This is a genomic window from Flavobacterium sp. 316 (assembly GCF_000967805.1).
Taxonomy (GTDB): Bacteria; Bacteroidota; Bacteroidia; order Flavobacteriales; family Flavobacteriaceae; genus Flavobacterium; species Flavobacterium sediminilitoris.
Genome location: NZ_JYGZ01000003.1, coordinates 517,848 through 531,505, shown reverse-complemented (window position 1 = coordinate 531,505; position 13,658 = coordinate 517,848). Strand labels below are relative to the sequence as shown.

Genomic DNA, 13,658 nt, shown 5'->3' with positions numbered 1-13,658 from the left:
ATATGAAATTTTTAGAAACAGAAGAAGAAAAAAAATCATTTGTAATATCAAGTGTAATACTTCTTGCAATTTTATTATTTTGTATTTTCTTTGGACTAACTTCCTTAGATCCTCCACCTGAAAATGGAATCGCAATAAATTTTGGAACAAGTGATGTTGGTCAAGGTGAAATACAACCTACAGAACCAATACAATCTGCTCCACAAAACACACAATCTCAACCTGAAACAAGCCAGAAAGAGGATGTCTTGACAGATGATAATGATTCTCCTGTTGTGGTTCAGCCAAAGAAGACTACTCAGAAACCAAAAACACCTACAGAAACTAAACCAGTTACAAAACCATCACCTAAGCCTTCGCAGCAAACAAATAGTGCTTTAAATAGTATATTAAATGGAAAGCCGTCAGAAGGAACATCACAAGGTGGTCATGGAGATGATGGTTTGGCAGGAGATAAGGGTGATCCAAATGGAAGTATCTATGCTAATAGTTTCTATGGAAGCGGTTCAGGAAATGGTTCAGGAAACGGAACTGGCTGGGGATTAGCTGGTAGAAAATTAGCTGGGAACAATAAAAAAGTGCAAGATTGTAATGAATCAGGTACCGTTGTTGTTAAAATTTGGGTGAATAGAAACGGAAATGTTATTAAAGCAGAGCGTTCACAAGGAACTACCAATACAAACCCTTGTTTAGTTAATCCTGCAATTGAAACAGCAAAAACTTTTAAATGGCAAGCAGATCCAAACGCTCCTGAAACTCAAATAGGTTTTGTTGTTGTTAACTTCAAATTGGGAGAATAAATTTTAAAAGCTATTTTATGAATTACAAAGAAACAACAGAGTGGCTTTTTAGTCAACTCCCTATGTTTCAAAATCAAGGAGCTTCCGCTTATAAAGATAACTTGTCTAATGTTATTTTGCTTGATGATTATTTAAAAAATCCACATAAAAAATTTAAAACAATCCATATTGCTGGTACTAATGGGAAAGGCTCAACTTCTTCTCTATTGGCATCGGTATTACAAGAAGCAGGTTATAAAGTAGGGTTATATACTTCTCCACATCTAAAGGATTTTAGGGAGCGTATAAAAATAAATGGCGAAATGATTACAGAAGAGTTTGTGATTAATTTTGTTGCCAATAATAAACCTTTTTTTGAAGCCAATAAGCTTAGCTTTTTTGAAATGACTGTTGGAATGGCTTTTGACTACTTTTCAAAAGAAGGAGTAGATGTAGCAATCGTTGAGGTTGGTATGGGAGGACGCTTGGATGCTACTAATATTGTTAATCCACTAGTGTCTGTTATTACGAATATAGGGTTAGATCATACACAGTTTTTAGGAGATACTTTAGAGAAAATTGCAATAGAGAAAGCAGGAATAATAAAATTGGGAACGCCTATTGTTATTGGAGAATATGTTCTTGAAACTAAAAAAGTATTTCAAGAACTAGCAGATAAAAACAATGCGCCAATTACTTTTGCGCAAGATTTATATTTTGAAGACCTTCCTTGTGAATTGTTAGGAGATTATCAAAAGCAAAATAAAAAAACAGTTTTAGCAGTATTAGAAATTCTTAAAAATTATTTTCCTATAAGTGAAAAAGCCATATCAAAAGGTTTTTTAAAGGTTGTTTCTAATACAGGGTTATTAGGACGATGGCAAATTCTTAATTTGCACCCAAAAGTAGTATGTGATACAGCTCATAATTCGCATGGGTTAAAAATAGTATTAGATCAGATAAAAAAAGAAGAAATAAATCAATTACATATTGTGTTGGGGGTGGTTAATGATAAAGATTTAGACAGTATTCTGCCTTTATTTCCTAAAAAAGCGAAATATTATTTTTGTAAGCCAAATATTTCTAGAGGACTTTCTTCTGCCTCTTTACAAAAAAAAGCTGGTGAATATTCTTTATTTGGAGATACATATAATTCTGTTTCAGAGGCTTATGAAGTAGCGCTGAGTTTGTCTTCAAAAACTGATTTTATCTATATAGGAGGAAGTACTTTTGTTGTAGCAGAAATTGTGTAATTTTTTTCAAAAAATGTTTGCAAATTCTAAATTCTACACTATATTTGCACTCGCAATACGGAAGTAAAGCAATTTATTGGGGCGATTAGCTCAGCTGGTTCAGAGCACCTCGTTTACACCGAGGGGGTCGGGGGTTCGAACCCCTCATCGCCCACTTAATAAAAAAAACCTATAAATATTTATTTATAGGTTTTTTTGGTTTTATAAGTGAAGGATTATTAGAACGTGTATACTAAGCCAACACCTAATAATTGTTTTAATTGAACTTTTGGTCCTACAATTATTTGTTCTCCTTCTTTTTCTTCTTTTGCTTTTACATCATCATCATAAACTAAATGAGTGCCAATATTTGCTCTAACATATTCATTTATGGTCATGTTCAATTGTAATTGCCAATCAATATCAATATTTCCAAAATTATTCAAATAATCAGAGTATAAACTAGCACGATGTTCTAAATTTATATTCTTGAATATTTCTTTTTCCCATTGATTTGTAATTAAAATTCCAATTTCTGTTCGCGATTTCCTTCCATTTTGAAGCAATTCTCCTGTTACTTCGTCATAAATTGCAGCATCTACTCCAAAAGCTCCTTGATTAGCTAACCTTCTGTCTAAAACAAGAGTGGTTTTCTGAGTTAAAGGTGATAAGTAAACATTTAAATTAAGATCTTTTCTAGAGTATTCACTACCAATACCAACAAAAAAATATGCTGGAGCAAACGGTTTAGAGATTGCAAATTCTGTATTCGGATAAGAATAACCATTTGCAAATTGTGTGTTGAAATTAAATTTTCCACTGTAAAACCAATTAGAAACAGTATCCTTTCTGAACCCTATGGTTGAATTTATTTGAATTTGATCATCTGTTTTTCTTACTTCTCTTCCTTCTTGTTTGTTTATTCCATAACGGAAAATTAGTTCATTCTTCCAATTTAGATTTTTTTTAGAATATTCTCTTATGAAATTCCCTTTAAATAAGCCTGATACTGAGTTGTTTCCTCCAGCATTCCAGTTTACGAAAGTGATTTGAGAGATGTCTAATCCAATTTTATTTGATTTTTTCCAATATGATATTGTATCAGGGAGTTCTGTTCTAATTATTTGGGCAAAATTTTGTTGTAAGGTAAATAATAGAAATCCTAGTAGGTAGGCTTTTCTCATGATTGAATTAAAAAATTTAGTTGGTTAATAATAGTTGTAACGTTTATTTTGCAGATATGTTGTAATTCTTCAATGCTTCCGTGTTCTATAAATTGGTCAGGAATTCCTAAATTTAAGACTTTGATGGGAATATTGTTTTCTGTAATATATTGATTTACTAAAGAACCAAAACCGCCTATTATAGAGCCATCTTCAATTGTTATGATGGTTTTATATTTAGTGCTAATTTCAGCCAAGGTGTTTTGATCTATTGGCTTGATAAATGGAAAATGATAATGAGAAATTAAATCTGGATTATTACATTTAATTATTGCCTTTTCTACATTCGTACCTATTGTACCAGTAGAAAGGAATGCTATTTCACTTCCTTTTTTAAGACATTTGGCATCTCCTATTTTAATTTTTTGAAATGGTTCTTGCCAAGTTGTTATTTCTCCTCGTCCTCTAGGATAACGAATGGCAATCGGATAATCTAAACCAAGTTGGGCAGTATACATGATATTTCGTAACTCAATTTCATTAATAGGGGCAAAAATGATTAAATTAGGAATACAATTTAAATAAGAAATATCAAAAACACCATGATGAGTAGCTCCGTCTTCACCAACTAGTCCTGCTCTATCTAAGCAAAAAATAACAGGGAGTTTCTGTAAAGCTACATCATGAATTATCTGATCATAAGCACGTTGTAGAAAGGTAGAGTAAATATTGCAAAAAACAATCATTCCTTGTGTTGTCATTCCTGCTGCTAAAGTAACAGCATGCTGTTCGGCAATTCCTACATCAAAAGCTCTTTCTGGAAATTCTTCCATCATAAACTTCATGGAACTTCCTGTTGGCATCGCAGGAGTTATGCCTATTATTTTTTCATTTCGTTTTGCTAACTCAACAAGTGTGTGTCCAAAAACATCTTGAAATTTAGGAGGTAGTCCGTCTTCATTTTTTGGGTGTATTTTCCCTGTCTTAGCCTCAAATTTCCCTGGAGCATGATATTTTACTTGGTCTTCTTCAGCCAATTGTAGTCCTTTTCCTTTTGTGGTAATAATATGAAGGAACTTAGGTCCTTTTACTTTTTTTAATCTATTTAATTCTGAAATTAGTTTTGGTAAATCATGGCCGTCTATTGGACCGGAATAGTCAAAATTTAAAGACTTAATGATATTGTTTCCTTTTGGGTTTTTGCCTTCCTTTACAGCGGTAAGGTAATTTTTTAGAGCACCTATACTTGGATCAATTCCTATAGCATTATCATTTAAAATAACTAATAAATTAGCGTCTGTAACACCAGCATGATTTAACCCTTCGAAAGCCATTCCACTTGCTATCGAAGCATCTCCAATTATAGCGATATGGTGTTTTTCAGTTTCTTTTTTTAATTGAGAAGCTAAAGCCATTCCTAATGCTGCTGAAATTGAAGTAGAAGAATGTCCTACTCCAAAAGTGTCATAAATACTCTCACTTCTTTTTGGAAAACCAGATATACCATTTAATTCCCTATTAGTATGGAAAATATTTTTTCTTTTTGTTAAGATTTTATGACCATACGCTTGATGTCCTACATCCCAAACTAATTGATCTTCTGGTGTATTGAAAACATAATGTAAAGCTATAGTAAGTTCTACTACACCTAAACTGGCGCCTAAATGACCTCCTTTTTGAGATATAATATCAATAATGAAATCCCTCAATTCTTGTGCAAGCTGTGGTAATTGATTTTCAGAAAGTGTTCTTAAATCTTTTGGGGAATTAATTGTATTTAGTATGTTGCTTTCCATTATAAAAAAAGCAAATTTAAACTTTTGTTTTGTATTAGTCTAGTTTTATTCATATTGGATAAAATATTTAACTTTTGCTTTTCAATTTCTTATGATGTATTCACTTCAGTTTTTATAATAGATTTTTTGAGTTTCAGAATTTTTTGTTTCTACTGAAAGCCTTTTTGTTTAATACAATAAGAATTATATCTAGATTTCGTAATTTTGAAAAATGGAAAATATTTTTACTGACGAATATTTTATGAAAAAAGCCTTAATTGAGGCTGAAATTGCTTTTGAAAAAGGAGAAATTCCCGTTGGAGCAGTTATTGTAATAGATAATAAAGTAATTGCTAGAAGTCATAATTTAACAGAATTATTGCACGATGTTACAGCGCATGCAGAGATGCAAGCTATTACAAGTGCGGCTAATTATTTAGGAGGGAAATATTTGAAAGACTGCACGTTATACGTAACATTAGAGCCTTGTCAAATGTGTGCAGGAGCTTTATATTGGAGTCAAATTTCTAAAATTGTTTTTGGTGCGTCAGATGAAAATAGAGGATTCTTGAAAATGGGAACTCAATTGCATCCTAAAACAAAAGTAGTCTCGGGAGTTCTTGAAAAAGAATGCGCTATATTAATGAAAGCTTTTTTTAGAACAAAACGATAAAAAATCCTATCTCCTGTATTAAAAAATATAGTACCTTTAAAGAATATTTTGTAATAGAAATCTGCATTTTATTTTTATCTTTTTAAATTCGTATTTTATGAAAAGTTCTCGTTTTTTAAGGTTGTTTTTAATCTTAGTTATGATTGTTTCTTGTTCTAAAGAAAACAAAAAATTTAATTCTGATTATTCTCTTTTTAAAGAACATATTTTGAATTTTAGTTCAGGATTAGTTTCAGCAAAAAGTGATGTTAGAGTCGTATTAGCATTTGATAATGCAGATTGGACACCAAAAAAAGAATTAGATGACGATTTTTTTACAATTACCCCAAGTGTAGAAGGAAAAGTAATTGCGCTTTCTACAAATACACTTGCATTTGTTCCAAATAAGCCATTGGAATCTAATAAAGAATATCAAATTTCATTGCATCTTTCTGAAATTAAAGATGTTCCAAAAGAACTAAAAGATTTTAATTTTTCAATTAAAACAATTAAGCAGGATTTTATTGTTTCAACATTAGATTTACAATCATATAGCAAAGAATATTTGTATTTGAATGGAATAATTGCAACAAGCGATAACTTAGATTTAGAAACTGCAAACAAGTTAGTTAAAGTAGAACAAAACGGAAAACAATTAAAAGTTAAAATAGATAAAGAACTAAGTACAGAAAAAGAATTTAAAATAGTTATAGATAGTATTCAACGTTTTGAAGAAGATAGCAAAATTACCATTAAATGGAATGGTAAAGATGTAGGAATTGATCAAGCGGGAACATTAGAATATGAAATTCCGGGTAAAAATAACTTTAAAATAATAAGCGCAGAAGTTCAAGAAGATAATAATCAGGTTTTATTATTAAATTTTTCAGATCCGTTAAAAAAAGGACAAAACTTTGATGGACTTATAGATGTAGAATCAGCATCAAATTTAAAATTTTCAACAGCAGGAAATTTACTTAAAATAATCTTTTCTGAACCTTTGAAAGGAGAATTGTTAGTTGAAGTATTTCAAGGAATTCAAAGTGAAGATGGTTTTAAAATGAAACAAAATTTCTCTCAAAAAGTTTCATTTGAACAGATAAAACCAGCAATTAAATTTATAAAAAGTGGAACAATTTTACCAAGTTCAAATAATTTAAAAATAAACTTTGAAGCTGTAAATTTAAGCGCGGTTGATGTAAAAATATATAAAATACACAAGAATAATATACTACAGTTTCTTCAAGATAATCAAATAAATGGAAGTCAAAATTTAAGAAAAGTAGCATCACCTATTGCAAAACAAAAAATAGTATTAAAAAAGAATAGTCTAATTAATTATAGTAAATGGGGTGCTTATGCGTTAGACTTATCTAAAATTATTGAACCAGAACCAGGTGCTATTTATCGTGTAGAAATTAATTTCAAGAAAAAATATTCATTATATAAATGTTCTGCTTCTCAAGAAGAAGAAATTATAGAAGAAGACGAAGATAACTTTGATAAAGATGAAGTTCGTAGTAATAATGATTATTATTATGACGACTATTATTATGACGATTACGATTGGTATGAAAGAGAAGATCCTTGTACAAAATCATATTATTATCGCAATACCATTTCAACAAATGTAATTGCAACCGATTTAGGTGTAATTGCAAAAAGAGGAGAAAATGGATCTTACTTATTTGCTGTTAATGATATCATTTCAACTAATCCAGTTTCTGGAGCCACAATAGAATTGTATGATTTTCAACAACAAAAATTAGCTTCAGTCTCAACAGACGCAGAAGGAATTGCTACAATTGATGTTAAAAAATATGCCTATTTCGCTATTGTAACTAAAGACAAAAACACAACGTATGTTCGATTAGATGAAGGGCAATCATTATCGGTTAGTAATTTTGAAGTTAGTGGTGAAACGCTACAAAAAGGATTGAAAGGATATATTTATGGAGAAAGAGGTGTTTGGAGGCCAGGTGATACATTGCATATTGCTTTCATGTTGAATGATAATGAAAGTAAATTGGAAAAATCGCACCCTATCAAATTTAAGCTATCTGATCCAAGAGGAAAATTAATGTATCAATCCGTTCAGAAATACAATGAAAACAATCATTATAAATTTAAAATAGTAACAAAAGATTCAGATATTACAGGAAATTGGGAAGCAAAAGTCTCAGTTGGAGGAGCTAGTTTCTTTAAGTCTATAAAAATTGAAACAATTAAACCAAACCGTTTAAAAATTAAAAACAGTTTTGCAGATGCTCAAATTTCAGGAAACAACTTGAATAAAGGGGAAATAGAAGTCAATTGGTTACATGGTGCTGTTGCTAAAAATTTGAAAGTAGAAATGCAAGCCAAATTCATGGAACAACAGACAACATTTAAAGGATATTCAAATTATGATTTTGATGATGATGTAAGAAAATTTTATACAGAAGAAGTAAATGTTTTTTCTGGGAAAGTAGATGAAAGTGGAAAAACAGATGTAACACTTAAACCAGAAATAACTAATCAAGCACCAGGGAAATTAAAAATAGTAATGCAAACTAAAGCATTCGAAAATGGAGGAGACTTTAGTACAGATGTTGTTACGGCAAGTTTTTCACCTTATAAAACCTATGTTGGATTAAAAAGCCCTGAACCAAACAAATATGGAATGCTTGAAACAGGAAAAGTAAATCGCTTTGATGTAGTTACACTTTCTGAAAATGGTAGACCAAAAGCAGTTCGAAATTTAGAAGTAAGAGTGTATAAAGTAGAATGGAGATGGTGGTGGAACTCTGATGGAGATGACTTAGCAAGATATAATTCAGATAACGCAACAACTGCTTATAAAAATTTCAATATCACCACAAATAGTAGTGGAAAAGGAAGTTTTCAATTTTCTGTTCCTGAGGATGATTGGGGGCGTTATTTAATACGTGTGGTAGATCCAAATGACGGACATGCTACAAGTATAACTTCTATTATTGATTGGCCTTATTGGTCAGGAAAAACGAAATCAGGCGATGGGTCAACTGCAAATATGTTGGTTTTTGCTTCGGATAAAGAAAAATATGCTGTAGGAGAAAAAGCAATAATATCGTTCCCTTCTAGTGCTGGAGGAAGAGCCTTATTATCATTAGAAAATGGATCAAAAGTGGTTAAAACATTTTGGGCAAATACCTCTAAAGGAGAAACAAAAGTAGAAATTCCAGTTACACCAGAAATGGCTCCAAATGTTTATGTGAATATAACATTGCTAAAACCACATGGTTCTACTTTGAATGATACACCAATACGTATGTATGGAATTATTCCTATAGAAGTAATTGATAAAAATACAGTTTTAGAGCCTCAAGTTTCAATGCCTCAAGTGCTTCGTCCAGAACAAAAGGCAACGCTAAAAGTAAGTGAAAAAAGCGGAAAAGAAATGACCTATACCGTTGCAATTGTAGATGAAGGACTGTTAGATTTAACACGTTTTAAAACTCCAAATGCATGGGATAAATTCTATTCTAAACAAGCTTTAGGAGTGAAAACATGGGATGTTTATGATGACGTAATAGGAGCTTATGGAGGAAAAATTAATCAGATTTTTAGTATTGGTGGAGATGAAGATTTAGGAGGAAGTAATGCTAAAAAAGCCAATAGATTTAAGCCAGTAGTTATATATTTAGGGCCATATAAATTAGAGAAAGGACAAACAAAATCACATACTATTACTTTGCCAAACTATGTAGGTTCTGTTCGTACAATGATTGTAGCAGGAGATGCAAAAACAAATGCCTATGGTAGCGCTGAAAAAACTACACCAGTAAGAAATCCTTTAATGGTTTTAGCATCTGTTCCTAGGAAAATTTCTCCAAATGAAAAAATAACACTACCAGTTACTGTTTTTGCAATGGAAAACAACATTAAAAATGTAACAGTGCAAGTAAAAACAAATAATGGAATTAGAATATTAGAATCAGCTAAACAACAAATTAGTTTTAGTTCACCTGATGAGAAAATGTTATATTTCAATTTAGAAGTTGGTGATGTAACTGGAATAGGTAAAATAGAAGTAATTGCTACTTCTGGTTCTGAAAAAGCATCTTTCCCAGTAGAGATTGATATTGTAAATCCAAATCCAGAGACAACAGATTTTGTAGATATTGTTTTAGAACCTAATACAACAAAATCAGTTAATTGGGAAACATTTGGAATAACAGGGACAAATAAGGCTCAGTTAGAAATTTCGTCTTTCCCTACAATCGATTTCAATAGAAGATTGAAGTTTTTAATTCAATATCCTCATGGTTGTGTTGAGCAAACTACGTCAAGTGTTTTTCCACAATTATATTTAACAGATGTAGTTGCAATTGACGATGCAAAAAAACAAGATATTCAAAGAAATGTAAACGATGGAATTCAAAGATTAGGAAGATTCCAAATCTCAAACGGAGGATTACCATATTGGCAAGGAAGTGCTTATTCAGATGATTGGGGAACGTCTTATGCAGGACATTTTATGATAGAAGCAGAGAAAAAAGGATATGTCCTACCAGTAGGATTTAAGCAAAAATGGATTTCATATCAACAAAGACAATCAAAACAGTGGAGATATAATGGAGGCTATTATAATGATTTTGCTCAAGCATATCGATTATATACTTTAGCTCTTGCTGGTTCTGCCGATTTAGCATCTATGAATAGATTAAGAGAAACAGTAGGTATTTCAGATGAGTCTAAATTACGTCTGGCTGCTACTTATGCTATTGTTGGACAGAAAAATGCAGCATTAAAATTAATTAATGAAGTATCATCATTTGATTTTAATACAAAACGAAACTATTATTATTACGGATCAGAAGATAGAAGTAGAGCAATGCTATTGGAAACGTATTTATTAGTAGACAATAAAACAAAAGCATTCGAGTTAGCAAATAGATTAGCTAAAAGCCTTTCCTCAAATCAATATATGAGTACGCAAACTACAGCATATTCTTTATATGCAATGTCAAAATTTGCAGTTAAAAACGGAGGTAAAGGAGTTAATACAGTAGTGAGTTTTAATGGAAAATCAGATAATTTAGTAACTCAAAAATCAATTATAGATAAGAGTTTGTCTGTTAAGCAAGGGAAATATTCAGTATCAATTAAAAATAATAATAGTAATACTATTTATGTAAGAGTACTTAATAGTGGAGTATTGCCTATAGGACAAGAAAAAGAAATGCAGAAAAATTTATCGGCTGTTATTTCATATAAAGCAAAATCAGGAGCTGCAATTAATTTTAATGCTATTTATCAAGGTACGGAGATTATAGCTCAAGTAACAATTAGAAATAATTCTAGTGAGAGAATTGAAAATGTAGCACTTACGCAAATAATTCCTTCTGGGTTTGAAATTATGAATTCTCGCTATACCGATTTTGGAAGTGTTGCAGAAAATAAAGCAGATTATATTGATATTCGTGATGATAGAACAAATTTCTATTTTAGTTTAAAATCAAATGAATCTCGAACATTTACAATAGCATTAAATGCATCTTATTTAGGAGATTACTATTTACCAGGAATTCAATGCGAAGCCATGTATGATGATAGTTATGTGGTAAGAAATAAAGGGCAATGGATAAAAATAATAAAAGAATAAAACAAAAATCAGATAGTTTTTTTAAAAGCTATCTGGTTTTCATATTGTTATGAAAAATATTTTTTCTTTAAATGTAATTGATAAAATAAAAAAGCATAAAATTAAAACTACTATAGGCTGTATACTTATAGTAGTTTATTATTTTTCATTGCCTCAAACTCTTTTTAAATCAAATTACACTACAGTAATTGAAAGTGCTGATGGGCAATTCATAGGGGCAAAAATAGCAGATGATGGACAATGGAGATTTCCAGAAAATGATAGTGTGCCTTATAAGTTCCAGCAATGTATTGTTGCTTTTGAAGATCAATATTTTTATAAACATTTTGGTTTTAATCCTATTTCAATGTATCATGCTTTTTTACAAAATAAAAAAACAAACAGAATAGTTAGAGGCGGAAGTACTATTACCCAGCAAGTAATACGTTTACATAGAGATGGTAAAAAAAGATCCTATTTTGAGAAAGGGATAGAAGTGATTTTGTCTACCCGATTAGAATTTCGTCATTCAAAAGATAAAATATTACAATTATATGCTGCTCATGCTCCTTTCGGAAGTAATGTGGTAGGTTTAGAAATGGCATCTTGGCGCTATTTTGGCTTGCAACCGTATCAATTATCATGGGCGGAAGCGGCAACTTTAGCTGTTTTGCCAAACGCTCCAAGTCTAATATATCCTGGAAAAAATCAACAAAAATTACTGGAAAAAAGGAACAGATTATTAAAAAAACTATACCTAGATAAAACGATTGATAAGGATACTTATGAATTAGCTTTGTTGGAGCCGTTACCTCAAAAACCATTTTCAGTTCCACAAATTGCACCACATTTATTACAGAAAGTAGCAAAAGAACATAAAGGAAAAAAAGTAAAAACAACTATTAAAGTTGGAATCCAAGAAAGAGTAAATGATATTGTAAGTCAATACTATAATCTATACAAACAAAATCAAGTTCACAATATAGCAGTTTTAGTAGTAGATGTTAAAACTAGAAATATAGTTTCTTATGTGGGAAATAGCCCAACAGATATAGAACATCAAAAAGACGTTGATATTATTGAGGCACCACGAAGCACAGGAAGTATTTTAAAACCTTTTTTATATACAGCAATGCTTGATGATGGTGAAATATTGCCCAATACTTTAATTCCAGATGTACCAACTCAAATTTCGGGATATTCTCCTCAAAATTACGATTTGGCTTATGACGGAGCTGTTCCTGCTAGTAGAGCATTAGCTCGTTCGTTAAATATTCCATCTGTTTTAATGTTACAAGAATATTCAGTAACTAGATTTTATGAACAACTTCAAAAATTAAAATTAAGAGATGTTAATAGGCATCCTTCAAATTATGGATTGTCATTAATTCTTGGTGGAGCGGAAGCCAACCTTTGGGATTTATGTAAAGCTTATGCATATATGTCTGGAACATTAACAAACTACACTCAAACACAAGATGAATTTAGAAGTAATGAATTAGCAACTTTGAATTATAATAGTGCGTTTAAAACAGATTTTGGTAAACCCAAGAGAGAAAAAAATGTGTTTAGTGCAGGAGCTATTTGGCAAACATTTAATGCTATGAAAGAAGTGAATAGGCCACATGGCGATGAAGCATGGCGGTTTTATGATTCATCACTAGAGATAGCTTGGAAAACAGGAACAAGTTTTGGAGGAAGAGATGCTTGGGCAGTTGGAATTACAAAAGATTATGTTGTAGGTGTTTGGGTAGGAAATGCAACAGGAGAAGGAAGACCTTTATTAACAGGGGTAGAGAGTGCTGCTCCTATTTTATTTGATGTTTTTAGATTGTTTCCAAAAACAAATTGGTTTCAAGCACCTTACAATGATTTGGAAGAAAAATTAATTTGTAATCAGTCAGGATATATGGCTCAGGAGAATTGTGATGCCAGTTTACAATGGATTCCTAAAACAGCTAAAAAAACAGAAAGCTGCCCTTACCATAAGCTAATCCATGTAGATAAAAGCGAACAATTTAGAGTGAATAATAATTGTGAAGTAATGGATAATATTGTAACAAAATCATGGTTTGTATTACCTCCAGTTATAGAGTGGTATTATAAAAGTAAGCATGTCAATTATAAAATGTTACCACCATATAAAGAGGGTTGTGTAGATAACAATCAAGATAAAAAGATGGATTTTATATATCCAAGTGCTAATATTAAAATTATGCTAACTAAAGATTTTGAAGGAGAGTTACAACCTGTTATTTTAAAAGTCGCACATTCCAACTCTGAAATGGAACTTTTTTGGTATTTAGATGAAAAGTATTTAGGCAGCACTAAAACATTCCATGAAATGCAATTAGTAGCGTCAACGGGAACTCATATAATAACCGTTGTAGATGAATTAGGGACAGAAATTAAAAGAAAAGTTAAAATAGAAAGCAATTAGTGAAAACGTAAG

At 31.1% G+C, this 13,658-nt stretch carries 7 protein-coding genes and 1 tRNA gene; 6 read left to right on the top strand and 2 right to left on the bottom strand.

Features of this window, described 5'->3' with window-relative positions:
• The first annotated feature begins 2 nt into the window (after positions 1–2).
• From SY27_RS08740 to SY27_RS08730, 3 genes are all read left to right on the top strand, one after another.
• Entirely contained in the window at positions 3–800 is a 798-nt protein-coding gene (locus SY27_RS08740) for an energy transducer TonB (RefSeq protein WP_045969228.1), read from the top strand.
• 17 nt (positions 801–817) lie between these two features.
• The gene (locus SY27_RS08735; RefSeq protein WP_045969227.1) at positions 818–2,032 is read left to right on the top strand and encodes a folylpolyglutamate synthase/dihydrofolate synthase family protein; all 1,215 of its coding nucleotides are present in this window, start codon (positions 818–820) and stop codon (positions 2,030–2,032) included.
• Positions 2,033–2,111: 79 nt separating this feature from the next.
• A tRNA-Val gene (locus tag SY27_RS08730) sits at positions 2,112–2,186 on the top strand.
• A 64-nt stretch (positions 2,187–2,250) separates the two neighbouring features.
• Here the strand turns inward: SY27_RS08730 and SY27_RS08725 are convergent.
• Entirely contained in the window at positions 2,251–3,195 is a 945-nt protein-coding gene (locus SY27_RS08725; RefSeq protein WP_045969226.1) for a DUF3078 domain-containing protein, read from the bottom strand.
• A complete protein-coding gene (locus SY27_RS08720; protein ID WP_045969225.1) occupies positions 3,192–4,970 on the bottom strand; it encodes a 1-deoxy-D-xylulose-5-phosphate synthase in 1,779 nt (592 codons plus the stop codon). Before SY27_RS08720 ends, SY27_RS08725 begins: the two co-directional genes overlap by 4 nt.
• Positions 4,971–5,181: 211 nt before the next feature.
• Here SY27_RS08720 and SY27_RS08715 point away from each other — a divergent pair, with 211 nt between their 5' ends.
• The 3 genes from SY27_RS08715 to pbpC all read left to right on the top strand — a co-directional run bounded on the left by SY27_RS08715 (position 5,182) and on the right by pbpC (position 13,646).
• Entirely contained in the window at positions 5,182–5,622 is a 441-nt protein-coding gene (locus SY27_RS08715) for a nucleoside deaminase (RefSeq protein ID WP_045969224.1), read from the top strand.
• Between the two features lie 97 nt (positions 5,623–5,719).
• Complete coding sequence (locus SY27_RS08710) at positions 5,720–11,227, top strand: alpha-2-macroglobulin (RefSeq protein ID WP_045969218.1); 5,508 nt, start codon at positions 5,720–5,722, stop codon at positions 11,225–11,227.
• A 49-nt stretch (positions 11,228–11,276) separates the two neighbouring features.
• On the top strand, positions 11,277–13,646 hold the full coding sequence (pbpC, locus tag SY27_RS08705; protein ID WP_045969216.1) for a penicillin-binding protein 1C: 2,370 nt from the start codon (positions 11,277–11,279) through the stop codon (positions 13,644–13,646).
• Positions 13,647–13,658 lie beyond the last annotated feature (12 nt).

Bases quoted from the DNA above. Each gene is read 5' to 3' on its own strand.
- SY27_RS08740 (WP_045969228.1), top strand. From the start codon at position 3: ATGAAATTTTTAGAAACAGAAGAAGAAAAAAAATCATTTGTAATATCA.
- SY27_RS08735 (WP_045969227.1), top strand. From the start codon at position 818: ATGAATTACAAAGAAACAACAGAGTGGCTTTTTAGTCAACTCCCTATG.
- SY27_RS08725 (WP_045969226.1), bottom strand. From the start codon at position 3,195: ATGAGAAAAGCCTACCTACTAGGATTTCTATTATTTACCTTACAACAA.
- SY27_RS08720 (WP_045969225.1), bottom strand. From the start codon at position 4,970: ATGGAAAGCAACATACTAAATACAATTAATTCCCCAAAAGATTTAAGA.
- SY27_RS08715 (WP_045969224.1), top strand. From the start codon at position 5,182: ATGGAAAATATTTTTACTGACGAATATTTTATGAAAAAAGCCTTAATT.
- SY27_RS08710 (WP_045969218.1), top strand. From the start codon at position 5,720: ATGAAAAGTTCTCGTTTTTTAAGGTTGTTTTTAATCTTAGTTATGATT.
- pbpC (WP_045969216.1), top strand. From the start codon at position 11,277: ATGAAAAATATTTTTTCTTTAAATGTAATTGATAAAATAAAAAAGCAT.